Here is a 22511-nt window from a genome sequence, read left to right on the forward strand (position 1 = left end):
ACGGTCCCGTAGCTCAACTGGATAGAGTAGCGGATTTCTACTCCGCGGGTTGCAGGTTCGAGTCCTGCCGGGATCGCCAGTCCATTGACCGTCAACAGTCCCTTCACGAACGCGTGGGTAACCATACGCCGGCCTTTGAACGGCGCCGATCAGCCCTATGTAAGCGCCGGGCGAGATGCGCCCGACAGGTTTCTTAATGCAGCAATCCGAGTTGACGAGAATGGCGATCGCATCTGCGGTCGCGATCGTTGCGATGTCGTATTTGGCAATCGACGCAGGCGTGGTGAACACCAATGTGGTCACGAGGCCCGTCAAGTTGGCCGAGGCTTCGATCATTGGCACCGCAATGGGGCAGCATCACCTTGCCTTTGCCGTTCAGGATTGGGCGCGCCGCGGCCACGAGAAATCACGCCTGGAGCATTGCCTGGCGGTCGACTGATTGATGCGTCCTCCTTTCGGCTACCAACAAAATTCAACCTTCATCACCTGCCGCCCGATGCATCCGCCACCACACGGCAATCGCCGCGGCCAGATCATTCCAAAGCTCCGTCGGAAGATCCGGGACGGCCACCCGGACGCTGTACTGATTCGTGGTCGCGTCGTGAAACCACTCGGTCGCTGCGAAATCGAAGCCGAAGCTGCCGGCGTGGCGGATGGGAAAGCCCTCCCGGTGCAATGCGCTGCTCATGTCCTCGGCAGCCTGCCGCGCTGCCGCCTCGTCGAGCACGCGCCTTCCATGGAGGGTCACGTATAGACCGTGGGTGAAGTGAAGCTCGGCCGAGCGCGCCGGAAGCTTCGCAGCAAAATGTCGAGCCGTGCTGCGGCCGTTGCGCAGGATTGCCGCAACGCGCCGCTTCGTGAGCGCCCAATACGCCGCACTGCCGGCGAAGGGTGGGAAGTGGGCCGGCAACGCCGCGCCGCCGAGCAGCCGCACCGCGTTTCGGGTTTCGGACGCGAGACGTTTCCATTCAACGCCCCCTGCCCGCGGCTGATGCGCATTCCAATGCACGAAAACGGCCGAGCCGAGCCGGCCATATTCCGCTCCGAGCGAATCGAGCTTGTTGTGGCTTCTCACCAACACCAGCGGAATTCCGTATCGGCGGGCCCACCTCTGGACACGCCGGATGCGGCCTGACCTGCCGGCGAAGCATGTCGTATCGAAAATCAGGAGATCGAGGCTAGATCCGTCACAGCGCAGCACCGCGTCGAAGGCGCCGGCGAAGGAGCAGGAATCCAACAGAAGTATACGCGGCGAACTTATTGGTGCAAACGCATCGCCGAGCGGCAGCTTCAAAGCCTCGAGCCGCAAATGAGGGACGAAGGCCCGGATCAGCTCCAGCGTCTCGCCGTAGGCGCCCGGAAGCACGAGGATATCGGCCTTCTCCACGATCCGCGCGGAGGCGAGCAGTACGGCGGAGATCGCGGCCATGCCCGAGGCGGTGTAGATCGCCGTGCTCGCGCGGCCGCCCTCGAACTCGTAGAACGAAGGACCGCGTACCGTAAGATCGGCCCTCTGGTAGTCGTAACTGAACTCGAACGGCCCGCTGGCGAGATCGGCCGTATGCGACCACGCTGTCTCCGTCGCCTTCCACTCATGCAATTCGTGCTCCGCCCTCAGCGCCGCAGTGATCTGGAACTTGGATCTGACGACGTCGTCGACGGAACACGGACGCGCTAAATCGAGCCGGTTTCTCAGGCAGTCGTTCAAGAGCCTGAGTTCCTCGTGCTTTCGTTCCAAATAGGCTCGAATGGTCTCCATGCGCTTCTTGACAGATCCGACGAGCGTCAACGTGCGGAAAGCGCCTTGGGTCCAACACGCCCGTTGCAACGAACACGCACCCTCGCTGTTGAATCCATGCAAGGAGGACAGCATGGCTGACATCAGAGAGCACATGAAGATCATCGGCAAGGACGGCGCCCATGTCGGCACCGTCGATCGCGTCGAGGGCAACCGCATCAAGCTGACGCGCAAGGACAGCCCGGAAGGTCACAAGGACCATCATCACTACATCGACACCAAATATGTCGGTGCCGTCGAGGGGGACGTCGTCAAACTGTCGGTGAATGCCGACGCTGTACCGAAGACGGAAGCCGCCTGAAAACACCGACCCCCTTCGGGGGCTGTTGTTTGTTCACGGTCCGACTCGGCTTCGTTCGCAAGGCACGAATCGCGATCGCAAAATCGAGGGCCGAGCATTCGTTAATGACCGGTTCAGCCGGATCGATCATGCACTCACGAGCACGGGCAAGGGAAGCTCCCGCAGGATTTCAGCGCCGCGGATCGATACGGAACGAACGCGCGATCAGAGCGTTGGATAGCCGACTTGAGTGGTGCCGACTCGCCAGCCCCGGTCGGCTTTGAAGAACCCCGTGCTTGTCCCCCGAGCACGGGGTTTTTCTCGTGGGGAGCGGCCTACCCGCTGGTGCGGGTGCGCCCGGCGGCATCCGGCGGGTCCGCTTGCTCCTCGGGCGGGTCGCGGACGAGTTGATGCCATGCCAGGGCCAGCTGGATCAGTCGTTGCCGATCGGCACCTTCAGACGCCGCAGCCAGCTTCATTGCGGCTTCGGCTTCATGCCGGGGGTCGTAGCTGGTACACATGCGACCGATTTTAGATGGCCGATCTGGACAAGCGCATGGCAATTTCGCCCGTATGATTGCGGGGTGACCTCCGCGTCGCACAGGCATCGTTCGAGGTATCTGTGAACTGCATCACAGCCTGCACCGGACATCTCCGCTAAGCAGAGCTTCAACGCTCCATGGTGGAGTCAGGTCATGACGCGCAAAGCAGCAGCCGAGATCGTCGTCCCGACGCAACGACAGAGGTCCGATCTGCTCGGCATCGCCTATCTCGTGACCATCGCCATCGTGATGCTCGCCTGGATCGGCGGTCTGGTCTGGGCCACGATCGCGTTCTTCAGCTGGCTCGTGTCCTGACGCGCGAGGCGATAAGCGTCTCCGCGAGCGAGCGGCGCAAGGTGGATCCTGCGCTAGAACAGACAAGGCAACGCCTGCGAGAGTTTGATCCCGCCGCAAACGATCATGGCCCACAACGCCATGCTGATCTGGATCGCATCCAGCATGTCCCACGTCCTCCGCGAATCATCCCGATATTTTTCTTTCAGGCTTGCGTGCGGCGGCAACGAGCGCCAGCGCTAATCTGAAGCAATCGCCGGTGTGCAAAGAAAAGAGGCGGGCCTAGGCCCGCCTTCGTACTCCAATCCCGCCTGGAAAGTCAGTAACACGCGCGGGGATCGGCCTGCACATATTGGCCGTTCGGATAGCGGTAATAGCAGGTGCCCTGCGCCCAGTAGTAGCCGGGCTGGGATGCAGCGGTGGCACCGGCGATTGCGCCCGTCGCGCCGCCGAGAACCGCGCCTGCGGCAGCCCCTGTTGCATTGCCCGAGATCAGACCGCCCAGCAGGCCGCCGACGATCGCGCCGCCAAGCGCGCTGGCGCCGGGATCAGCTGGTGGCGGGGGCGGAGGTGGCGGCGCATAGGCCACCGGCACGTCGTCGATATAGTCCTCCGAGATGTAGGCAGGCGGACCAGCCATTCGCTCCGGATAATAATACCAGACGCCGCCAACGTCCCACCACCAGCCGGAGCGGCCGTTGCGGACTTCGTGGCGCCAGCGTCCACCATCCCAGGCGAGATTGCCACGATAGGTGTGTCCACCCCAGTCCCGCACCGGGGCAGGACCGCGCGCCTGGCGTCGCGGCGATGGGCCGTCGGCATTGCGCGGGCCAGGACCCGCATGGGGCTGACTACCCGGCTGCACGGGTCGAGTCGCCTGCTGGGGTGGAGGGCCCTTGCGCATAGTCTGATTGGTCTGCGGCGGCGCGCCAGCACCCGGTGCAGCCGGCGGTGGGCCCGCCTCTTTCGGCGGTCTCGCCTCTTGCGCCTGCGCCGACAGCGCGAACAACGACATGGCCGAAATCACGGGAATGATGATCTTCATGCGTTTGGACGCACTCATGCGTGCTCGCCCCCTGCTCTCTCGTGGCCGCGGTCCCTGGCGCGATCGACGAATCGCCGCGCGCCGGGCTGATGCCGGCCGAAACAACTGCCCTGCTTGATCGGCTAAGTCCCGTTACAAATGATTAAGATCAGGGCATTTTTTCGGCCCTGCGGGTCACGCTGACGGGCGCCTAGCGAGCCGGCTCGATCACATTGCAGTTGGTTCGCCCGGACATCAGGCAATCCTGCATCTTGCTGGCTGCGGTAAGATTCCGGGCGAGCCACCAGCCAACCCCGAGGATCACGATCGCAATGATCAAGCCGGCGATCGCGCCGCGGCGGTCGCCGCCGGACTGGCGCTCGGGCTGGCGCTTCGATGGAGAATTGGGCTGCTCGCCGGGTTCGGATCTGGACTCTGGCTTCGACATGGCCGTCTGGTCGCGCTGGCGAGCCGGCTTTATCACCGCTGCGGCGTCGCGTCACACCCGATCAGCCGGTCCAATTCAGCCCCGGGTCTGCCGGATCGCATCCTTGCGCGAGGTTTCGACCGCCGGAATTGCCTCCTGAAGCCGCGGTGCGCAGCTCGTGAGCACGAATGCGGTCCGGGTGCATTCCCAATCCGCTCCCAGCACCGCACTCTCGATGGGCTGCGGACGAGCGAGCAGCAGCGCGGCGCCGGCCACGCTCGCCAGGGCGAAGCCAATTGCGAGCGCCTTCAGGCTTGGTCTTGAGATCGTCATGCCCGTGCTCCGTCTCGTATCGGGCGGACGCTAGGCCTCGCCCGTGTGCTCCCTTATGAGGGACATCACAATTCAGCAGTTTTTCCGGGCTACGAGAGATCGTCGGGGGGCGATTTTTCGTTGACCTGATCGGCTGCGATTATGGGTGGCTTCGCGACGCGCGCCGATGTACACGCTTCTGCGTCGCGTGGCGCCTGCTATGCCCAGCCGACGTACCAACAGGCACCGATGTAGGATCGAAAGCGAGGAAGACAAGGCTCGTCGATGAGTGGATTCAGGGAACCCGGCTTCGCAGACCGGCAAAAGGCGGCACAGGAAGCCCGCAAAAATCTTTTGAACAAATTCAAATCGCAACCGGGACCTGACGATCCGGCGGTGGTCGCACGCCGTGCTGAACGCGAGGCCCTCGCGGCCAAACGCGCCGAGGCGAAAGCCGCGCGCGAGGCGGCAAAGGCCGAGCAGAAGCGTCTCGAGGAAGAGACCAAGGCCGCCGAAGCCGCGCGGATCGCGCGCGAGGCCCAGGAAGCCGCCGAGAGACAGGCTGCCCTCGAAGCCGAGCAAAAGGCCAAGCGCGATGCGCGCTATGCCGCCCGCAAGGCCAAGCGCAAGTAAGTTCACTCGTCACGTTCAATTGAACTTGAACTGAAGCACCGTTCCGGAGGCGGTCTTAAAGGCCGCCGCCGGAATTCGCGAGTGCGCGGGCCGCTCAAGGCGGGCGCTGCGCGACGACGCGGCAGGATCAATTCTTCTTCATCATTCCGTCGTCTTTCTTCATGCCGTCCTTCGACATGTGATCCTTCTTCATGCCGTCGTCCTTGGACATGGTGTCCTTCTTCATCATGCCGTCCTTGGACATCGTGTCTTTTTTCATCATGCCGTCATCCTTGCCCATCTTGTCCTGAGCAAAGGCGGCCGGAGCAAATGCGAGGCCAAGCGAAAGAGCGGCAGCCGAGACGCCGAGCACGATGCGGGTGCGAATGGTCATGGTTCATCTTCCCTTCGAGATGGTGTTTGTCAGCGACGGACGCCGCTATTTGATCTCGACGGATCGCCAGTCGGCGTTGTTACGCCGCCGCCGATAAATTTTGGCGAGCCCTCCGCTATCCGTCGTACTTTCGCGCGCGGGACCAGGAAGTGTGCAGCGCAGCACGGCCGGCACTTGCCGGGGCATTCGGTCTCGAACTATCAGATGAGAGAATATCGGCTGAAAGACCGGCTAGGATGAGCCTGAACGCCGGTCTCACAAGACCCGATCCAAATCACACCAACAAGAACAATCCAAGGGGATCACACCATGATTACGCGCCGCCATCTGATCGCGACCGCCGTCGCCGCACCCGCCATCCTGCGCTTCGGCACCGGAACCGCGCAGGCCGCCACCACGCTGAAGATCTCGCATCAATTCCCGGGCGGCACCATCGACAAAGGCGATTTCCGCGACCGACTCTGTCGCATGTTCGCTGCTGAAGTTGCCAAGCGCAGCAATGGCGACATCGCCGCGGAAATTTATCCGAACTCCTCGCTGATCAAGACCAACGCGCAGTTCTCCGCGATGCGCAAGGGCGCGCTCGACATCTCGCTCTATCCGATGCCTTATGCCGGCGGCGAGTTGCCGGAAACCAATATCGGCCTGATGCCGGGCCTGGTGACCACCTACGATCAGGGCCTGCGCTGGAAGAAGGAGCCCGTCGGCAAGGCACTGACCGATTTCCTGGCCGACAAAGGCATCATCCTGCTCACCTGGGTCTGGCAGGCCGGCGGCGTTGCCAGCCGCTCCAAGCCGATCGTCGCGCCCGAGGATGCCAAGGGCATGAAAGTGCGCGGCGGCTCGCGCGAGATGGACATGGTGCTGCAAACGGCCGGCGCCTCGGTGCTGTCGGTACCCTCGAACGAAATCTACGCGGCGATGCAGACCGGCGCGTGCGATGCCGGCATCACCTCCTCGACCAGCCTGATCTCGTTCCGCCTCGAAGAGGTCGCGAAGTCGCTGACGTCAGGCGCCGGCACCTCCTACTGGTTCATGCTCGAGCCGCTGATGATGTCGAAGGCGATCTTCGACAAGCTGCCGAAGAACCATCAAGATATCTTGCTCGCGGTCGGCACAGAGCTCGAAGCCTTCGGCCGCAAGGGCGCGCAGGACGACGACGTCGAGGTCGCCAAGGTCTACGAGAAGGCCGGCGCCAAGGTCTCGGCGCTCGATGCCGCCACCGTCGGCAAATGGCGCGACATCGCGCGCGACACCGCGTGGAAGGATTACAGCGCCAAGACCGCGACCGCGGCCAACCTGCTCAAGCTCGCCACCGACGTTGCGGCATGAGCCACGGTCCGCTTCCGGATCGTGACGACCTGCCGAGCGCTGCCGCCGGGAACGGCCTTGCGGCAGCGATCGATCGTGGTCTCGCCATCCTCAACAGCATCATCGTCGTGTTCGCCGCGATCGCCCTGGTCGCGGCCTGCACCATCCTGAGCTACAGCGTGCTGAGCCGTGCCTTGTTCAAGGCCGCCAATTACTGGCAGGACGAGGCCGCCGTGTTCTTGCTGGTCGGCGCCACCTTCATGACGGCCGCCTATGTGCAGCAGAACCGCGGCCATATCGGCATCGAAGCCTTCGTCGGCCTGCTCTCGCCGCTCGCCAACAAGGTCCGGCTCTGGCTCGTCGACGCCGCGACGTTCCTGTTCTGTGCCTTCTTCGCCTGGAAATCCTGGACACTGGCCCATGAGGCCTATGTCGACGGCCAGGTCTCGAATTCGATGTGGTCGCCGCCGCTCGCGATCCCCTATGCGCTGATGGCGCTCGGCATGAGCCTGCTCTGCATCCAGATCCTCGTGCAGCTTGCGCTGCCCTTCACCGGAGCCAAGCGGCCATGAGCGTTTTCGGTATCGGCCTTGCCTACGGCATCGCGACGCTGCTCGTGATGTTCTCGGGCATGCCGATTGCGTTCGCGCTCGGCGCGGTCGCGGTCGTGTTCATGGGCATCTACATGCCCTCGGCCTCGCTCGATACGGTGACCCAGAACGTGTACGAGGAAATGGCCTCGATCACGCTGCTGTCGATTCCGCTCTTCATCCTGAAGGGCGCCGCGATCGGCAAGTCGCGCGCTGGCCAGGATCTCTATTCGGCGCTGCATGCCTGGCTGCATCGCGTCCCCGGCGGCCTCGGCGTCGCCAACGTCTTCGCCTGCGCGCTGTTCGCGGCGATGGCGGGCTCGAGCCCAGCGACCTGCTCGGCGATCGGTTCGGCCGGTATCCCCGAGATGCGCAAGCGCGGCTATTCCGGCGGCTTTGCCGCAGGCATCATCGCCGCCGGCGGCACGCTCGGCATCCTGCTGCCGCCGTCCATCACCATGATCCTGTTTGCGGTTGCCGCGGAAAAGTCGCTGGGGCGTCTGTTCCTCGCCGGCATCGGTCCCGGCCTCTTGCTGGTCACCCTGTTCGGCGCCTATGCCGTGATCCGATTCCGCCGGGAATACAAGGCGGCTGAAGCGATCTACAAGAACGGCGGGCCCGAAGGTGCGATCCTGACGCGCGACGAGTACACGCTGGCCGAACGCTTCAGCGTGCTGCCGCGCGTGATCCCCTTCGTGCTGCTGCTCACCGGCGTCATGATCGCGCTCTATGGCGGCTACGCCACGCCGTCGGAGACCGCGGGCCTCGGCGGCCTGCTCGCACTGGCGCTGATCGCGGCGATCTACAGCGTCTGGCGCCCGAGCGACCTTGCGCCCATCATGAAATCGACGATCCGGGAATCGACCATGCTGATGATGATCATCGGCATGTCGCTGCTCTATTCCTACGTGATGAGCTATCTGCACATCTCGCAATCGGTCGCCGAATCCATTGTCGCGATGCATCTGCCGCGATGGGAGCTGCTGTTCGCGATCCTCGTCATGGTCGTCGTGCTCGGCTTCTTCCTGCCGCCGGTGTCGATCATCCTGATGACCGCGCCGATCATCCTGCCGCCGCTCCGCGCCGCCAATTTCGACATCATCTGGTTCGGCGTGGTCATGACCATCGTGATGGAGATGGGCCTGATCCACCCGCCCGTCGGCCTCAACATCTTCGTCATCCGCAACGTCGCGCCGGACATTCCCCTGCGCGAGGTGATCTGGGGCACGCTGCCCTTCGTGCTCTTGATGATGCTCGCGGTGCTGCTGCTGTGCTTCGTGCCGGGCATTTCGACCTGGCTGCCGGACCTCGTGATGGGACCGGACGGGAGCAGGTAGCGACAGATAACAACTGCCGCAGGGTGGGCAAAGCGAAGCGTGCCCACCACCTGTCGGCGATCACGGAGAGATGGTGGGGCACGGCGCTACGCGCCTTTGCCCACTCGACAAGTTCTGCGCTTCTCGCATCTGCAAGCTGACCCGCCCTACGAATTCTCCTTCCGCCGCGAGCGCGGTGCGTTCGCCACGACCTGCAACAGATCCTTACGGACGGCTTCGATGTGCCGCTCCAGAAACCGGCACGCCTCCTCGACCTTTTGCGCGCGGCAGAGCGCGATCAGCTGGGCGTGCTCCTTTTCGGCAATGCCCATCGCCTTGGTGTTGGAGAGCTGCAGACGCGTGTAACGGTCGCTGGTCTGGAGCAGCGACAGCACGATTGCGCGCGTGCGCGGCTGCGGTGCGTGCACGTAGAGCGCCATGTGGAAGTCGGCGTTGAGCTGGCCCCACTCGCTGACGTTCCTCGCCTTGATCGCCTTCTCGAACCGCCTATGGATGTCGTCGAGCTCCTCGAAATCCTCCGCGGTGAAACGCGGCGCCGACTGTGCGAGCAATCGCGGCTCCAGGATTCGGCGCAGGTCGAAGACGTCGTTGATCTCGTCCAGCGACAGCTCCGAGACGATGGCGCCCTTCTGCGGAACGATCCGCACCAGGCCTTCCGCCTCGAGCTGGAATAGCGCCTCGCGGACGGGAATGCGGCTGACGCCATAGGCCTCGCCGAGCGCGTCCTGGCGCAGTTGCGATCCGGCCGGATAGGTGCCGTCGAGGATCGCCTGCCGGAGTTGGTCGACGATCGCAGCCGACAAGGTGCGATGCTTCAGAGGCTGTCTCATCTGATCGTCTGTTGTCCTTCTCGACTCGTTCGGTCGACGCGGTCCCTGTCTTGCATGTTGAGACGTCCGGCAAAAGCCAAGCACTCCACAAAAGAGAAGTGCCCAGCATGAGCGCGCCCTGCCGTCAAAATGACCGCAAACTCCGTTTGACTCCCAAAATGTATAAATTATACATTCGGCGATCGCACGACAAATCTTTCGGGGGTTGGGGCCTCTTTCATGATCGAGCAGACCATGCCGGCCACGCGCGCGCTCAGCCTCCGGCGGACGATCGTCCGGATGTCGAGCGCCTTGCTCGCCTTCGAGCGTCTGGCGCTGATGGGCCTGATGTACCTGCTCACCGGATTGATCCTGGTGAACGTCGTCACCCGCTACTCGCACTTTCCCATCTACTGGATTGATGAATCCGCGGTCTATTGCGTGGTCTGGCTGACCTTCATCGGCGCCTCCGCGATGACGCGGCTGCGGCTCGATTTCGCGGTGACCATGCTGACGGAGCGTCTTTCGCCGCAGCACCAGAAGGTCGCCAAGGTGACCTCGACCGGCCTCGTCGTCGTGTTCGGCCTCGCTCTGATCGTGACCTGCGTGCTCTGGATGGATCCGGTCGGGCTTGCCCGCGCCGGCTTCGATGGGCGCAAGCTCGCGGCCGCGACATTCAACTTCCTCTACACCGAGCACACCCAGACGCTGAACTGGCCGACCTGGGTGCTGTATCTGACGCTGCCGATCTTCGCGGTGTCGATGACCATTCACGGCCTCGCCAATCTGCTGGAAGATCTCGAGCTGGTCCCGCGTACGCCGCCAAAGGGCTTCCAGCTCTCCGAGCTGGATGGGGTCAACTGATGATCACGTCAGCAGCTTTCATGGCGTTCATGCTTGTCGGCGTGCCGATCGGGCTCTGCCTGTGCCTCGCCGGCCTGGTCTACATCGCAGCGTCGGGCAACCCGGTGCTGTTCCAGTCCTATCCGCTCCAGCTGTTCGGCGGCGTCGACAGTTATGGCCTGATCGCCATTCCGCTGTTCATCCTGATCGGCGAGATCATGAACGGCGGCGGCATCACGAGGCGCATCGTCGACATGGCGATGGCCTTCGTCGGCTCGCTCAAGGGCGGGCTCGCCTACGTCAACATCCTCGCCAACATGTTCATCTCCTCCATCCTGGGCTCCGCAACCGCGCAGGTCGCGATCATGGCCCAGATCATGGTGCCGGAGATGGAGAAGAAGGGCTACGACAAGACCTTCGCGGCGGGCCTCACCGCCTATGGCGGGATGCTCGGCCCGATCATCCCGCCCTCGGTGATGTTCGTGGTCTACAGCGTGCTGGCGCAAGTCTCGGTCAGCGACATGCTGATCGCCGGCATCGTGCCGGGCGTCATTCTCACGGTGATGTTCTGCCTCGTCATCGCGCTGATGGGGTACATGTACAACTACCCCCGCGCGGACTATCAGACGCCACGCCAGCGCGTCATGACGATCCTGCGGACCTCGCCGACGCTGCTGATCCCGATCGTCATCGTCGGCACCATTCTCGGTGGCCTCGCCAACGCCACGGAGTCTGCAGCCGTCGGCGCGGTCGCCGCAGCGCTCGTTGGAAAATACTGGACCAGGGAGTTCAAGTTCTCCCAGCTGCCGCAGATGATGCTGCGCAGCGCGATCTATTCGGCGATCGTGCTGTTCCTGGTCGCTGCCGCCGCCGTGTTCTCCTGGGTGCTGATCTTCGGCAAGGTGCCGCAGGAGACCGCCGGGTGGATCCAGTCCGCCGCCAAGGGCCCGATCAGCTTCATGCTGATCTGCAACGTCATCCTGCTGATCATCGGCACGGTCATCGACGGCATTCCCGGCCTGATCATGACGGTGCCGATCCTGCTGCCGGTCGCAACCGAGATCTATCACATCGACCCCCGGCAGTTCGGAGTCGTGGTGGTGATCAACCTCGTGCTCGGCCTTTTGTCGCCGCCGGTCGGGCTCTGCTTCTTCGTCGCGGCCGCCGTCACCGGCGCCAAGCCCGGCAAGATGTTCATGGTGACGCTGCCGTTCTTCGTCATCTCCTGCCTCCTGCTGGTGCTGCTCTCGCTCTACCCGTCGCTCTCGCTGATCCTCGTCAAATAGGCCCATCCGAAAGGAGCCCGACCATGCCGCTTTCACGCCGCCGCTTTCTCGCCGCCAGTGCCGCCGCCTCGGTGTTCGCGCCATCGCTGGCGCTCGCCCAGGCCAAGGAATTCCGCCTCGGCCTGATCACGCCGAACGGGCATTCCTGGAACAAGGCCGCGCTCAAATTCGGCGAGGATCTCAAGGCCGCGACCAACGGCCGTCTGACCGTGACCGTGTTCCACTCCGGCCAGCTCGGCAACGAAACCGCGATGATGCAGCAATTGCAGTCCGGCGCGCTCGACATGGGCTTCATCCAGGCCGCCGAGCTCGGCTCGCGCGTGCCGCACATCGCCGCGATCAATGCGCCCTACATCGTCCGCTCGACGCCTTCGGTCGCAAAGTTCGTGCGCCATCCAGCGGCGGTGAAGCTGTTCGACGTGCTGCCGCAGGAGACCGGGACCATCGGGCTCGGCTGGGGCATCACCGGCATGCGCGCCGTGTTCTCCTCCAAGGACCTGAATTCGCTCGCCGACATCAAGGGCATGAAGCTGCGCATCAATCCGACGCCGGTCTATCGCGATTTCTACTCCTCGCTGGGCGCAGCACCGACGCCGATCCCGACGCCGCAAGTGTTCGACGCCATGGCCAACGGCCAGGTCGACGGCCTCGAAGCCGATCTCGAGTTCTCCTGGAATCAGCGTTTCGACAAGGTGTCGAAGGTGATCCTGCAGATGAATGCCGTCTTCATGCCGATGGCCGCCGTCGTCTCGGGCCGCGTCTGGCAATCGCTCCCCGCCGCCGACCGCGAGCTGATCACCAAGACGATCAAGACGACGCTTGATGCGCAGATCGACGAGCTCGCCGGCAACGAGCCGGCGCTGATCGAGAGCTTCAAGAACGCGCCGATCCCGATCCGCCAGGTCGACGCCAAGGACACCGAGGCCGTCATCGCCGAGTTCGACAAGATTTGGCTGCCGAAAGCCCCCGTGCTCGCCGAGCTGCGCAAGGTCGGCGCGACGCTCTGACCTCGTCCACCTCCCTCACGTCAATGCCCGGCGGATCGAATGATCCGCCGGCACAATTTCAATCGGAGCCAAACAATGAGCCCACGCATCTCCTGGGAAGGGGTCTTCCCGGCCGTTACCACGCAATTCAACGACGACCTGTCGCTCAATATCGAGGCGACCGCCAAGGTCATGGACGGCCTGATCCGCGACGGCGTCTCCGGCCTGATCGTCTGCGGCTCGGTCGGCGAGAACACCTCGCTGGAGCGCAAGGAGAAGGTCGCGATCATGGAGGCGGCGAAGTCGGTCGCGGCCGGCCGCGTGCCCGTGCTGTGCGGCATCGCCGAATTCACCACGGCCTTCGCAGTCGAGACCGCCAAGGAAGCCGCACGTGTCGGCATCGACGGCGTGATGGTGATGCCGGCCCTGGTCTACTCCTCCAAGCCGCACGAGACCGCCGCGCATTTCCGCGCCGTCGCCAGCGCGACTGACCTGCCGGTAATGCTCTACAACAATCCGCCGATCTACAAGAACGACGTCACGCCGGACATCCTGGCCTCGCTCGCCGACGTCGAAACCGTCGTCTGCTTCAAGGATTCCTCCGGCGACACGCGCCGCTTCATCGACACCCGCAACATGGTCGGCGACCGCTTCGTGCTGTTCGCGGGCCTCGACGACGTCATCGTCGAGAGCGTCGCGATGGGTGCCGTGGGCTGGGTCTCCGGCATGTCGAACGCGTTCCCGCGCGAGGGCGAGACGCTGTTCCGTCTCGCCAAGGCCGGCCGCTTTGCCGAGGCGATGCCGCTCTACGAATGGTTCATGCCGCTCCTGCATCTCGATGCCCGCCCGGACCTCGTCCAGTGCATCAAGCTGTGCGAGCACATCATGGGCCGTGGCACCGCGCTGACCCGCCCGCCGCGCCTGGCGCTGCTGCCGCACGAGAAGGCCGAGGTCGAGACCATGATGGCCAAGGCGCTCAAGAACCGTCCGCGCCTGCCGGATGTCGGGCTGAAGGCGGCCTGACGAAAGCTCTCTCAGTCGTCATTGCGAGGAGCGCTTGCGACGAAGCAATCCAGGGTTGCTCCGCGGAGGGATTCTGGATTGCCTCGCGGAGCCTGTCATCGGGCCGCGCTCGCGCGGACCCGTTGGCTCGCAATGACGGAGAACTAGGAGACCGCTCGCCTCTTCTTCGCATTCAGCGCGGACGCCACGCGGCTTGCGGGCGGCTTGCCGAGCACGCCGCTCATCGCGTTGGTCGCCGCCAGCAGCCGGTCCATATCGACGCCGGTCCTGATGCCCATGCCCTTGAGCATGTAAACGACATCCTCGGTCGCGACGTTGCCAGTCGCGCCCGGCGCATAGGGACAGCCGCCGAGGCCGCCGGCGGCAGCGTCGACGACGCGGACGCCCTCCTCCATCCCGGCATAGAGATTGGCGAGCGCCTGCCCGTAGGTGTCGTGGAAATGCATCGCGAGCTTGCCGACGGGAATGTTGGCGCTGACCGCGCGCAGCATCTCTTTTGCCTTGCTGGGCGTACCGACGCCGATGGTGTCGCCGAGCGAGATCTCGTAGCAGCCGAGCTCGAACAGCGTGCTCGCGAGGTCGGCGACCGCCTTCGGCTTGATCTCGCCGTCGAACGGACAGCCCAGCACGCAGGAGATATAGCCGCGCACCTTGACGCCGTCCGCCTTGGCGCGCGCCAGCACAGGCTTGAACCGCCCGATGGACTCCGCAATCGTACAGTTGATGTTGGCGCGCGAGAAGCCTTCCGAGGCCGCCGCGAACACGGAGACGACTTTCGCGCCCGCGGCGCGTGCGGCGTCATAGCCCTTCTCGTTCGGCACCAGCACGTGGAATTCGGCGCCCTTCACATGCGCGACGCCGCGCAGCACGGCATCCGAGCTTGCCATCTGCGGGATCGCCTTGGGCGAGACGAAGGCGCCGACCTCGACCGTATCGAGGCCGGCCGCAACCAGCGCCTCGATGAAGGCGATGCGGGCCTCGACACTGACTGATGTCTTCTCGTTCTGGAGGCCATCGCGCGGCCCCATCTCGATGATGCGGACGGGATCGCTCATGTCACTCTCCTGCCGGCTCGACCACGGCGAGTTCGACGCCCTCCTGCACGATATCGCCGACCTTGCACTTGATGGACTTCAGCACACCCGCATAGGGCGCCCGCAGCGTCTGCTCCATCTTCATCACTTCGAGGGTCAGGATCGGCGCGCCCTTGTCGAGCTTGGCGCCTTCCTCGGCGAGCACGGCGACGACCGTGCCCGGCAAGGGTGCCGCGATCTTGTCTTCGCCGACATGCTCCTCGCTCTCGCCGCCGAACGGATCGACCCAGTGCAGGTCGAACCGGCCGTTGCGGGTGCGCAGATACAATTCATGGCCGTCGATCACGGCAGCGACGGACGATTTGACGCCGTCGAGCGTGAGATCGAAGCCACCGTCCTTCGCCGCGATCGTGAAGGCGAGCTCGCGTTCGCCGATCAGCAGCGTCGAGGGGCCACTGCCGTAGTTCAGCGAGATCTTCTGCTCCGGCCCATGACCAACACCATGCCCGACACGGAAGGCAAAGCTGCGCTGGCGTCGGCCGACCGGCTGCCAGCCGAAGGTCTGCCAGGGTGAATTTGCCTGCGCACGCGCGGCCTGCTGCTCCTCGTTGACGACAGCGGCCACCGCGGCGCAGAGCTCGAGCTCTCCGGGCGCCGGCGCAGCCTGCGTCAACACCGCCAGCTCGCGCTCGATGAAGCCGGTGTCGACCGCATTCGTCCACACCTTCGGATGCGTCATCAGTGCCGACAGGAACGAGATGTTGGTGACGATGCCGCGAACGTCGGTCTCTTCCAGCCCGCGGTTCAGCCGCTCGATCGCCACGTCCCGCGTCGGTCCCCAGGCGATCATCTTGGCCAGCATGGCGTCATAGTACGGCGAGACCGCATCGCCTTCGCGATAGCCGGCGTCGATGCGCAAGCCCCCGGTCTCCGCCGGCAGCCGCCAGGTCGAGATCCTGCCGACCGACGGCATGAAGTTCTTGGTCGGGTTCTCGGCATAGACGCGCGCTTCGACCGCATGGCCGTTGAGCCGGATCTGGTCTTGCTTGAGCGGCAGCGCCTCGCCGAAGGCGACCCGCAGCTGCCATTCGACGAGGTCGATCCCGGTGATCAGCTCGGTCACGGGATGCTCGACCTGCAGACGCGTGTTCATCTCGATGAAGAACACGTCCTTGCCGTCGGAGACGAACTCGATGGTGCCGGCGCCGACATAGTTGACCGCGCCCGCCGCCTTTCGGGCGGCGGCGCAGACCGTCTCGCGTTGCGCGGCGTTGAGCGTCGGCGACGGCGCCTCCTCGATCACCTTCTGGTGCCGGCGCTGCAACGTGCATTCGCGCTCGAACAGCGACAAGAGATTGCCGTGGCTGTCGCCGATCACTTGCACCTCGATATGCCGGGGATTGTCGACATACTTTTCGATCAGCATGCGATCATCGCCGAACGCGGCCAGGGCCTCGCGCTTGGCGCTGACGATCGCAACCCCGAGCTCGGCCGCCGAACGCACGATCCGCATGCCGCGGCCGCCACCGCCGGCGGAGGCCTTCACCAGGACGGGAAAGCCGATCTTCTCGGCCGCCTTCGACAGCGTCGCCTCGTCCTGGGCCTCACCATGATAGCCGGGCACCAACGGCACGCCGGCCTTCTCCATCAGCTCCTTGGAACCGGACTTCGAGCCCATTGCCGTCATCATCCCGGCGGTCGGGCCGACGAAGACGAGCCCCGCATCGAGGCAGGCCCGCGCAAACTCGGCATTCTCCGACAGGAAGCCGTAGCCGGGATGCACAGCTTCCGCGCCGGTCTTGCGCGCGGCCTCGATCAGCCGCTCGACGTTGAGGTAGCTGTCGCGCGCGCGTGCCGGCCCGAGCAGCACGGCTTCGTCGGCGAGCGCGACATGCATCGCGTCGCGGTCGGCCTCCGAATAGAGGGCGACCGTGCGCAGGCCCATGGCGCGTGCGGTGCGGATGACGCGGCAGGCGATCTCGCCGCGGTTGGCGATCAGGAGCGTGCGAAATGGCCGGTAGAGCTTCGAGCGGTCCATCACATCACATCCTGAACAGGCCGAATTTCGTCGGCTCGATCGGCGCATTCGACGACGCCGAGAGGCCGAGCCCGAGCACGAGGCGCGTGTCGGCCGGGTCGATGATGCCGTCGTCCCACAGACGCGCGGTCGCGTAATACGGGTGCCCCTGGCTCTCATATTGCGCGCGGATGGGCTCGCGGAATTTATCTTCCTCTTCCCTGGACCAGCTATCGCCCTTGGCCTCGATGTTGTCGCGCCGCACCTGGCTCAGCACCATCGAGGCCTGCTCGCCGCCCATCACCGAGATGCGCGCATTCGGCCACATCCAGAGGAAGCGCGGCGAGTAGGCGCGGCCGCACATGCCGTAATTGCCGGCGCCGTAGGAGCCGCCGATCACGACGGTGAATTTCGGCACCGAGGCGGTCGCAACTGCCGTGACCAGCTTGGCGCCGTCACGTGCGATGCCGCCAGCCTCGTATTTCTTGCCGACCATGAAGCCCGTGATGTTCTGCAGGAACACCAGCGGAATGCCGCGCTGGCAGCACAGCTCGATGAAATGCGCGCCCTTCAGCGAGCTCTCGCTGAACAGGATGCCGTTGTTGGCGATGATGCCGACAGGAAACCCCCAGATATGGGCGAAGCCGCACACCAGCGTCGTGCCGTAGAGTTTCTTGAACTCGTCGAACTCGGAGCCGTCGACGATGCGGGCGATGATGTCGCGCACGTCGAATGGCTTTCTGCCGTCCACGGGCACCACGCCATAAATCTCTTCAGCGGCAAACAGCGGCTCACGCGGCGGGTGCATGTTGAGGTTCGGCCGCGCGGAAGGCTTGAGCGTGCCGACGATGCACCGGGCGATGCCGATCGCATGGGCATCGTTCTGAGCGTAATGATCGGTCACGCCCGATTGCCGCGAATGCACGTCTGCGCCACCGAGCTCCTCCGCGCTGACGACCTCGCCGGTCGCGGCCTTCACCAGCGGCGGGCCGCCGAGGAAGATGGTGCCCTGATTGCGCACGATGATGCTCTCGTCCGACATCGCGGGAACATAGGCGCCGCCGGCAGTGCAGGAGCCCATGACGATCGCGATCTGCGGAATGCCCTGCGAGGACATCTGCGCCTGGTTGTAGAAGATGCGGCCGAAATGCCGCTCGTCCGGGAAGATCTCGTCCTGGAGCGGCAGGAAGGCGCCGCCGGAATCGACCATGTAGACGCAGGGAAGATTGTTCTGTCGCGCGATATCCTGGGCGCGCAGATGCTTCTTCACCGTCATCGGATAATAGGTGCCGCCCTTGATGGTGGCATCGTTGGCGACGATCACGCATTCGCGCCCTGAAATGCGCCCGACCCCCGTGATGACGCTCGCCGAATGCACGTCGCCGCCATAGAGGCCGTAGGCCGCGAGCGGCGACAGCTCCAGGAACGAGGTGCCGGGATCGACCAAGAGATCGACGCGCTGGCGCGCCAGCATCTTGCCCCGCGCGGTGTGGCGGTTGCGCGAGGCCTCACCACCGCCGCCGGCGACCTGGCTCAGCTTCTCGCGCAAATCCGCGACGAGCGCGCGCATGGCCTCTGCGTTACGTGCAAAGTCTGACGAAGACGGATCGATGCTGGAATGGAGCGGCATGATGATTCCAATGAGGTGAACGTTAAGCCGTCTCGGCCATCAGCTCGCGGCCGATCAGCATGCGGCGCACCTCGGACGTACCGGCGCCGATCTCGTAGAGTTTCGCGTCGCGCCAGAGACGCCCCACGGGGAATTCGCTGGTGTAGCCGACCCCGCCGAGCGCCTGGATCGCCTCGCCCGCCATCCACGTCGCCTTCTCCGCCGAATAGAGGATCGCGGCCGCCGCATCCTTGCGCAGGGTGCGCGCGTGATCGGCGCGGTCGCAGGCGCGCCCCACCGCATAAACATAGGCGCGTGTGGCTTGCCAGGTCGAATACATGTCGGCGAGCTTGCCCTGCATCAGCTGGAAGTCGCCGATCGGCTGGCCGAACTGCTTGCGCTCGTGCATGTAGGGCACGACGGCATCCATGCAGGCCGCCATGATCCCGAGCGGGCCGCCCGAGAGCACCGCGCGCTCATAGTCGAGGCCGGACATCAGCACCTTGACGCCCTCGCCCACCTTGCCGAGCACGTTCTCCTCTGGCACCTCGCATTCGTCGAAGAACAGAGGATAGGTGTTGGAGCCGCGCATGCCGAGCTTGTCGAGATGTTGACCGTGGGTGAAGCCTTTAAAGCCCTTCTCGATCAGGAAGGCCGTCATGCCGCGCGGGCCCGCCTCCGGATCGGTCTTCGCATAGACGACGAGTACGTCGGCGTCGCCGCCATTGGTGATCCACATCTTCGAGCCGTTGAGCACGTAGCGGTCGCCGCGCTTGTCGGCGCGCAGCTTCATCGAGACGACGTCGGAGCCGGCACCGGGCTCGGACATCGCGAGCGCGCCGACATACTCGCCGGAAATCAGCTTGGGCAGATAGCGCTGCCGCTGCGCGTCGTTGCCATTGCGACGGATCTGGTTGACGCAGAGATTGGAATGGGCGCCGTAGGACAGCCCCACGGCAGCCGAGCCGCGCGAAATCTCCTCCATGGCGACAATATGGGCGAGGTAGCCCATGTTGGACCCGCCATATTGCTCCGGCGCGGTCATGCCGAGCAGGCCAAGGTCGCCAAGGCGCTTCCAGAGGTCTGCTGGGAACAGGTTGGCTTTCTCGATCTCCGTGGCGCGCGGGGTGATCTCCGCCTCCACGAAGGAGCGAACCGTGTCGCGCAGCAGGCTGATGTCTTCGCCTAGATCGAAATCGATGCTCGGAATGTTCAAGGCGATTCCTCCGTGTTTTGGGGTCCGAACCTAGCCCGGTCCGGGCCCTCTTGCAGTCGAAAAGGTTGCATTTTCCGCCAAACTTGGCGAGGATTTTCCTGAGGGAATTCCGATGCCGTTTCAAGCCGCCACCGCGGTCCCGCGCCGCGCCGTGACTCCCGCCGCCTTCGTCCGCGGCGTGGTCGCCGCCTATGAACGATACGGCCGCGATCCCGCGGAGGCGCTGAGCCGGGGTCAAGTCCCGCCGGACCTTCTTAATTCTCCGGATGGGAGGGTCACCGCGGCCCAGTTCGAGGCGCTGGCAGGCCACGCCATGCGCGAGCTCGACGACGAGGCGCTCGGCTGGTTTTCCCGCCGGCTGCCCTGGGGCACCTATGGCATGCTGTGCCGCGCCTCCATCACCGCGCCGACGCTGGAGGTCGCGCTGAAGCGCTGGTGCAGGCATCACCGCCTGGTCACCGATGACGTGCTGCTCGATCTCGAGGTTGGCGAAGAGACCGCAATCGTTTCGATCCGTGAGCTGCGCGACCTCGGGCCGTTGCGCGAGTTCTGCCTGGTCACCCTTTTCCGCTACGTGCTCGGCTTCTCGTGTTGGGCCGTCGACTCCCAGATCGCGCTCCGCGCGGCTGAATTCCCCTACCCCGAGCCCGGCCACGTCTCGGTCTATCCGACCATCTTTTGCAGGAACGTCCGCTTCGACGCGGCCCATGCCCGCATCGTCTTCGACAAGCACTATCTATCGCTGCCGCTCACGCGCAGCGCCACCGATCTCGACAACATGCTCGAGGGCGCGCTCAGGCTGACCGTGCTGCCCTACCGGCGGGACCGGCTGCTGGTCGAGCGTGTCCGCCGCGTGCTGCGCAATGCGCGTGGACGGATCCTCGGCGCCGAGGACGTGGCGAGCGAGCTCGCGCTCTCCACCCGCACCATGCATCGCCGCCTGCGCGAGGAGTCCACCTCGCTGCGCGACCTCAAGGAAGAAGCAAAATTCGAACTGGCAAAACAGGAGCTGATGCGCGGCCGCACCCCGATCAAGCGCATCGCGGAGATCGCCGGCTTCCGCAACGAGAAGAGTTTTTCGCGCGCCTTCCGGAGCTGGACCGGCACAAGCCCGCGCGAATTTCGCGGCCGGTATCGGTGAGGCGCGCAGGCGCGCGACGTCAAAAAGTTGCGGCCCCCGCGATGCCTCGGAGGCCGCGACATTTCAGGGCTCGACAAGATTTCAGGCGTCAGTTCGAATTGGTCTGCCCACCCGACCGAAGCTTGCGCGACTGAGTCTGCTTCGGCTGCAAGGCGAACGCGTCGTTCGAGGTCTTGGAGGCGCCGCTCTGCGAGCAGATGCCGCCGATGCCGCCGGCCGCTGCCCGGCATGCTTCCATCGTCGGATAGCCGCAGCCATGCGCCGCCTGAGCACCGTTGGTGATGCAGTATTCTTCGGCCTGTGCTGCGGGGGCGGTCATCATGAGAAACGCAGATGCAAACAGCGTCGCGGCCGATGCGACGAACGCCCTCGAAATCGATGTCATGGTGTCTTTTCCTGCTTCAGGGTCCCACAAAAAAGTCCTCGGCATGCCAGGCACGCGGAGGTTCACGCCTTGGATCTAGGCCGGCCCAGGGACCCGACAATCACGGCTCAGCGCATTGCAGGGCTTCGCAAATCACATGTCACAGTTAGGTGACTAACTCATGCACAATAATTCGGATTGCGTGAAATGCCGAGCGGTCCGTACGGATGTCTCGAGATCCCTATCCCGCCGGCGCCGCCACCGCGACTTCCTGCAACGGCAGCGGCACATCCTTCGCGACGCCCAGCACGGGGAAGCTGCGGACGTTCTTCACGTTCGGCATCGCGGCGAAATGCAGGAGCTGCTGGCGCATGCTCTCGACGCTGGGCGCGACGCATTTCAAGAGATAGTCGGTGTCGCCCGAAATCCGCCAGCACTGCTGGATGCGCGGGATCGCGGCGATCGAGCTCTCGAACGTCTCCAGCACCGGCTGGGCCTGACTGCCGAGCTGGATCGAGACGAACGACACCACCTCATAGCCGAGCAACCGCTCGTCGATGACGGCGCGCACCGCCCGGATGACGCCCCGGCTGAACAGCGATTTCAGCCGCCGCAGGCAGTTCGGCGCCGACACGCCGACCCGCAGTGCCAGCTCGTTGTTGCGCACCCGCCCGTCCTGCTGCAGTTCGGATAGTATCTTCAGATCGACGCCGTCGAGCTGGTCACGCCCCGCCATACCCCGCCTCGCCATGAGCTCGTCATGGCCCCAGCGAAGCACGCAGCGGAATTGATGCCAAGGGGTGCTGGCCACCGATGTGACGTTGTCACGTACGGGCGGAATGCCTCTCCGCCATCAAGCCGGGCTTGTCCCGCCGGCGGCCGCCCGCCCCTCAATGCGTCCAGGGCTCGCCGCGACGGAACGAGAAATTGTCGGCATAGGCAACCGGCCGGCGGATCGACTCCTGCGGCTCGACCACCTGGTAGGCGATGCCCTTGCGCTCGCAATAGGCGATAGCCTGTTCCTTGGAGTGGAAGCGCAGCGTGATCTGCTGCTTCATGTCGCTCGACGAGGTCCAACCCATCAGCGGCTCGACCGAGCGCGGCTGCTCCGGCTCATAGTCGAGCTGCCATTCCTTCGTCTTCGACCGGCCGGATTGCATCGCGTTCTTGGCGGGCTTGAAAATGCGTGCGGTCATGGCTGGTCCGGGCCTCTTCGTCTTTTCGTTCGATTTCGATGCGTCACGGTGGCAGTTGGTGGAAAT

General features: G+C 64.5%; 26 protein-coding genes and 1 tRNA gene. 13 read left to right on the top strand and 14 right to left on the bottom strand.

Annotation, left to right across the window (positions count from 1 at the left end; all coding sequences use genetic code 11):
• Positions 1–2 precede the first annotated feature (2 nt).
• Both BRAD3257_RS20520 and BRAD3257_RS20525 read left to right on the top strand, forming a co-directional pair.
• Positions 3–79 (top strand) — tRNA-Arg (locus tag BRAD3257_RS20520).
• Positions 80–196: 117 nt separating this feature from the next.
• On the top strand, positions 197–439 hold the full coding sequence (locus BRAD3257_RS20525; RefSeq protein ID WP_122403309.1) for a hypothetical protein: 243 nt from the start codon (positions 197–199) through the stop codon (positions 437–439).
• Positions 440–472: 33 nt separating this feature from the next.
• Here BRAD3257_RS20525 and BRAD3257_RS20530 read toward each other — a convergent pair whose 3' ends face one another.
• The gene (locus tag BRAD3257_RS20530) at positions 473–1759 is read right to left on the bottom strand and encodes a PLP-dependent aminotransferase family protein (RefSeq protein WP_122403310.1); all 1287 of its coding nucleotides are present in this window, start codon (positions 1757–1759) and stop codon (positions 473–475) included.
• 112 nt (positions 1760–1871) lie between these two features.
• Here BRAD3257_RS20530 and BRAD3257_RS20535 point away from each other — a divergent pair, with 112 nt between their 5' ends.
• Positions 1872–2099: a DUF2171 domain-containing protein gene (locus BRAD3257_RS20535; RefSeq protein WP_027574503.1), complete on the top strand. Its 228-nt coding sequence runs from the start codon at positions 1872–1874 to the stop codon at positions 2097–2099.
• A 314-nt stretch (positions 2100–2413) separates the two neighbouring features.
• On the opposite strand, the gene BRAD3257_RS20540 is transcribed toward BRAD3257_RS20535, so the two are convergent.
• Positions 2414–2557 (bottom strand): hypothetical protein, encoded by a 144-nt coding sequence (locus BRAD3257_RS20540; protein ID WP_244607654.1) that lies wholly within the window; start codon positions 2555–2557, stop codon positions 2414–2416.
• Positions 2558–2773: 216 nt separating this feature from the next.
• Between BRAD3257_RS20540 and BRAD3257_RS40370 the strand changes: the two genes are divergently transcribed.
• The gene (locus BRAD3257_RS40370) at positions 2774–2935 is read left to right on the top strand and encodes a hypothetical protein (protein ID WP_164937081.1); all 162 of its coding nucleotides are present in this window, start codon (positions 2774–2776) and stop codon (positions 2933–2935) included.
• Between the two features lie 298 nt (positions 2936–3233).
• On the opposite strand, the gene BRAD3257_RS20545 is transcribed toward BRAD3257_RS40370, so the two are convergent.
• From BRAD3257_RS20545 to BRAD3257_RS20555, 3 genes are all read right to left on the bottom strand, one after another.
• The gene (locus tag BRAD3257_RS20545) at positions 3234–3977 is read right to left on the bottom strand and encodes a hypothetical protein (RefSeq protein WP_122403312.1); all 744 of its coding nucleotides are present in this window, start codon (positions 3975–3977) and stop codon (positions 3234–3236) included.
• Between the two features lie 172 nt (positions 3978–4149).
• Entirely contained in the window at positions 4150–4386 is a 237-nt protein-coding gene (locus tag BRAD3257_RS20550) for a hypothetical protein (protein WP_122403313.1), read from the bottom strand.
• A gap of 75 nt (positions 4387–4461) precedes the next feature.
• Positions 4462–4698, bottom strand: coding sequence for a hypothetical protein (locus tag BRAD3257_RS20555; RefSeq protein WP_122403314.1), 237 nt, complete (start codon positions 4696–4698; stop codon positions 4462–4464).
• A gap of 264 nt (positions 4699–4962) precedes the next feature.
• Here BRAD3257_RS20555 and BRAD3257_RS20560 point away from each other — a divergent pair, with 264 nt between their 5' ends.
• Complete coding sequence (locus tag BRAD3257_RS20560; protein WP_122403315.1) at positions 4963–5310, top strand: DUF6481 family protein; 348 nt, start codon at positions 4963–4965, stop codon at positions 5308–5310.
• A 127-nt stretch (positions 5311–5437) separates the two neighbouring features.
• Here BRAD3257_RS20560 and BRAD3257_RS20565 read toward each other — a convergent pair whose 3' ends face one another.
• A complete protein-coding gene (locus BRAD3257_RS20565; protein WP_036027965.1) occupies positions 5438–5683 on the bottom strand; it encodes a pentapeptide MXKDX repeat protein in 246 nt (81 codons plus the stop codon).
• Between the two features lie 309 nt (positions 5684–5992).
• On the opposite strand from BRAD3257_RS20565, the gene BRAD3257_RS20570 reads away from it, so the two are divergent.
• Genes BRAD3257_RS20570 through BRAD3257_RS20580 form a run of 3 tightly spaced genes read left to right on the top strand, consistent with a single transcriptional unit; the run spans position 5993 to position 8921 of the window.
• Complete coding sequence (locus tag BRAD3257_RS20570; protein ID WP_122403316.1) at positions 5993–7015, top strand: TRAP transporter substrate-binding protein; 1023 nt, start codon at positions 5993–5995, stop codon at positions 7013–7015.
• A complete protein-coding gene (locus BRAD3257_RS20575; protein WP_122403317.1) occupies positions 7012–7566 on the top strand; it encodes a TRAP transporter small permease in 555 nt (184 codons plus the stop codon). Before BRAD3257_RS20570 ends, BRAD3257_RS20575 begins: the two co-directional genes overlap by 4 nt.
• Positions 7563–8921 carry a TRAP transporter large permease gene (locus BRAD3257_RS20580; RefSeq protein WP_122403318.1) on the top strand — a complete coding sequence of 453 codons (1359 nt, stop codon included), beginning with the start codon at positions 7563–7565 and terminating at the stop codon, positions 8919–8921. The genes BRAD3257_RS20575 and BRAD3257_RS20580 overlap by 4 nt, the downstream gene beginning before the upstream one ends.
• Positions 8922–9067: 146 nt before the next feature.
• On the opposite strand, the gene BRAD3257_RS20585 is transcribed toward BRAD3257_RS20580, so the two are convergent.
• Positions 9068–9751, bottom strand: coding sequence for a GntR family transcriptional regulator (locus BRAD3257_RS20585; protein WP_122403319.1), 684 nt, complete (start codon positions 9749–9751; stop codon positions 9068–9070).
• A 234-nt stretch (positions 9752–9985) separates the two neighbouring features.
• On the opposite strand from BRAD3257_RS20585, the gene BRAD3257_RS20590 reads away from it, so the two are divergent.
• The 4 genes from BRAD3257_RS20590 (at position 9986) to BRAD3257_RS20605 (ending at position 13868) form a co-directional block, all read left to right on the top strand.
• Positions 9986–10594, top strand: coding sequence for a TRAP transporter small permease (locus tag BRAD3257_RS20590; protein ID WP_122406682.1), 609 nt, complete (start codon positions 9986–9988; stop codon positions 10592–10594).
• A complete protein-coding gene (locus BRAD3257_RS20595) occupies positions 10594–11859 on the top strand; it encodes a TRAP transporter large permease (protein WP_122403320.1) in 1266 nt (421 codons plus the stop codon). Before BRAD3257_RS20590 ends, BRAD3257_RS20595 begins: the two co-directional genes overlap by 1 nt.
• A 23-nt stretch (positions 11860–11882) precedes the next feature.
• Entirely contained in the window at positions 11883–12866 is a 984-nt protein-coding gene (locus tag BRAD3257_RS20600; RefSeq protein WP_122403321.1) for a TRAP transporter substrate-binding protein, read from the top strand.
• Between the two features lie 75 nt (positions 12867–12941).
• Entirely contained in the window at positions 12942–13868 is a 927-nt protein-coding gene (locus BRAD3257_RS20605; RefSeq protein WP_122403322.1) for a dihydrodipicolinate synthase family protein, read from the top strand.
• Between the two features lie 143 nt (positions 13869–14011).
• Here BRAD3257_RS20605 and BRAD3257_RS20610 read toward each other — a convergent pair whose 3' ends face one another.
• The 4 genes from BRAD3257_RS20610 to BRAD3257_RS20625 are packed head-to-tail and all read right to left on the bottom strand — an operon-like array spanning position 14012 to position 19744.
• Positions 14012–14923 carry a hydroxymethylglutaryl-CoA lyase gene (locus tag BRAD3257_RS20610; RefSeq protein ID WP_122403323.1) on the bottom strand — a complete coding sequence of 304 codons (912 nt, stop codon included), beginning with the start codon at positions 14921–14923 and terminating at the stop codon, positions 14012–14014.
• A 1-nt stretch (position 14924) separates the two neighbouring features.
• A complete protein-coding gene (locus BRAD3257_RS20615; protein ID WP_162500285.1) occupies positions 14925–16940 on the bottom strand; it encodes an acetyl/propionyl/methylcrotonyl-CoA carboxylase subunit alpha in 2016 nt (671 codons plus the stop codon).
• A 4-nt stretch (positions 16941–16944) separates the two neighbouring features.
• A complete protein-coding gene (locus BRAD3257_RS20620; RefSeq protein ID WP_122403325.1) occupies positions 16945–18549 on the bottom strand; it encodes a carboxyl transferase domain-containing protein in 1605 nt (534 codons plus the stop codon).
• Between the two features lie 22 nt (positions 18550–18571).
• Positions 18572–19744 (bottom strand): isovaleryl-CoA dehydrogenase, encoded by a 1173-nt coding sequence (locus BRAD3257_RS20625; protein WP_162500286.1) that lies wholly within the window; start codon positions 19742–19744, stop codon positions 18572–18574.
• 112 nt (positions 19745–19856) lie between these two features.
• Between BRAD3257_RS20625 and BRAD3257_RS20630 the strand changes: the two genes are divergently transcribed.
• A complete protein-coding gene (locus BRAD3257_RS20630; protein ID WP_122403326.1) occupies positions 19857–20885 on the top strand; it encodes an AraC family transcriptional regulator in 1029 nt (342 codons plus the stop codon).
• Positions 20886–20973: 88 nt separating this feature from the next.
• On the opposite strand, the gene BRAD3257_RS20635 is transcribed toward BRAD3257_RS20630, so the two are convergent.
• The 3 genes from BRAD3257_RS20635 to BRAD3257_RS20645 form a co-directional block, all read right to left on the bottom strand.
• The gene (locus BRAD3257_RS20635) at positions 20974–21336 is read right to left on the bottom strand and encodes a DUF3551 domain-containing protein (protein ID WP_244607655.1); all 363 of its coding nucleotides are present in this window, start codon (positions 21334–21336) and stop codon (positions 20974–20976) included.
• 154 nt (positions 21337–21490) lie between these two features.
• On the bottom strand, positions 21491–21985 hold the full coding sequence (locus BRAD3257_RS20640; protein WP_122403328.1) for an Lrp/AsnC family transcriptional regulator: 495 nt from the start codon (positions 21983–21985) through the stop codon (positions 21491–21493).
• Between the two features lie 154 nt (positions 21986–22139).
• Positions 22140–22445: an ETC complex I subunit gene (locus BRAD3257_RS20645; RefSeq protein WP_122403329.1), complete on the bottom strand. Its 306-nt coding sequence runs from the start codon at positions 22443–22445 to the stop codon at positions 22140–22142.
• Positions 22446–22511: the final 66 nt, after the last annotated feature.

Origin of the sequence: Bradyrhizobium vignae (assembly GCF_900324035.1) — a bacterium.
In the GTDB taxonomy this organism is placed as follows: Bacteria; Pseudomonadota; Alphaproteobacteria; order Rhizobiales; family Xanthobacteraceae; genus Bradyrhizobium; species Bradyrhizobium vignae.

Coding starts and splice junctions, on each gene's coding strand:
- BRAD3257_RS20525 (WP_122403309.1), top strand. CDS start 197: ATGCAGCAATCCGAGTTGACGAGAATGGCGATCGCATCTGCGGTCGCG.
- BRAD3257_RS20530 (WP_122403310.1), bottom strand. CDS start 1,759: ATGGAGACCATTCGAGCCTATTTGGAACGAAAGCACGAGGAACTCAGG.
- BRAD3257_RS20535 (WP_027574503.1), top strand. CDS start 1,872: ATGGCTGACATCAGAGAGCACATGAAGATCATCGGCAAGGACGGCGCC.
- BRAD3257_RS20540 (WP_244607654.1), bottom strand. CDS start 2,557: ATGAAGCTGGCTGCGGCGTCTGAAGGTGCCGATCGGCAACGACTGATC.
- BRAD3257_RS40370 (WP_164937081.1), top strand. CDS start 2,774: ATGACGCGCAAAGCAGCAGCCGAGATCGTCGTCCCGACGCAACGACAG.
- BRAD3257_RS20545 (WP_122403312.1), bottom strand. CDS start 3,977: ATGAGTGCGTCCAAACGCATGAAGATCATCATTCCCGTGATTTCGGCC.
- BRAD3257_RS20550 (WP_122403313.1), bottom strand. CDS start 4,386: ATGTCGAAGCCAGAGTCCAGATCCGAACCCGGCGAGCAGCCCAATTCT.
- BRAD3257_RS20555 (WP_122403314.1), bottom strand. CDS start 4,698: ATGACGATCTCAAGACCAAGCCTGAAGGCGCTCGCAATTGGCTTCGCC.
- BRAD3257_RS20560 (WP_122403315.1), top strand. CDS start 4,963: ATGAGTGGATTCAGGGAACCCGGCTTCGCAGACCGGCAAAAGGCGGCA.
- BRAD3257_RS20565 (WP_036027965.1), bottom strand. CDS start 5,683: ATGACCATTCGCACCCGCATCGTGCTCGGCGTCTCGGCTGCCGCTCTT.
- BRAD3257_RS20570 (WP_122403316.1), top strand. CDS start 5,993: ATGATTACGCGCCGCCATCTGATCGCGACCGCCGTCGCCGCACCCGCC.
- BRAD3257_RS20575 (WP_122403317.1), top strand. CDS start 7,012: ATGAGCCACGGTCCGCTTCCGGATCGTGACGACCTGCCGAGCGCTGCC.
- BRAD3257_RS20580 (WP_122403318.1), top strand. CDS start 7,563: ATGAGCGTTTTCGGTATCGGCCTTGCCTACGGCATCGCGACGCTGCTC.
- BRAD3257_RS20585 (WP_122403319.1), bottom strand. CDS start 9,751: ATGAGACAGCCTCTGAAGCATCGCACCTTGTCGGCTGCGATCGTCGAC.
- BRAD3257_RS20590 (WP_122406682.1), top strand. CDS start 9,986: ATGCCGGCCACGCGCGCGCTCAGCCTCCGGCGGACGATCGTCCGGATG.
- BRAD3257_RS20595 (WP_122403320.1), top strand. CDS start 10,594: ATGATCACGTCAGCAGCTTTCATGGCGTTCATGCTTGTCGGCGTGCCG.
- BRAD3257_RS20600 (WP_122403321.1), top strand. CDS start 11,883: ATGCCGCTTTCACGCCGCCGCTTTCTCGCCGCCAGTGCCGCCGCCTCG.
- BRAD3257_RS20605 (WP_122403322.1), top strand. CDS start 12,942: ATGAGCCCACGCATCTCCTGGGAAGGGGTCTTCCCGGCCGTTACCACG.
- BRAD3257_RS20610 (WP_122403323.1), bottom strand. CDS start 14,923: ATGAGCGATCCCGTCCGCATCATCGAGATGGGGCCGCGCGATGGCCTC.
- BRAD3257_RS20615 (WP_162500285.1), bottom strand. CDS start 16,940: ATGGACCGCTCGAAGCTCTACCGGCCATTTCGCACGCTCCTGATCGCC.
- BRAD3257_RS20620 (WP_122403325.1), bottom strand. CDS start 18,549: ATGCCGCTCCATTCCAGCATCGATCCGTCTTCGTCAGACTTTGCACGT.
- BRAD3257_RS20630 (WP_122403326.1), top strand. CDS start 19,857: ATGCCGTTTCAAGCCGCCACCGCGGTCCCGCGCCGCGCCGTGACTCCC.
- BRAD3257_RS20640 (WP_122403328.1), bottom strand. CDS start 21,985: ATGGCGGGGCGTGACCAGCTCGACGGCGTCGATCTGAAGATACTATCC.
- BRAD3257_RS20645 (WP_122403329.1), bottom strand. CDS start 22,445: ATGACCGCACGCATTTTCAAGCCCGCCAAGAACGCGATGCAATCCGGC.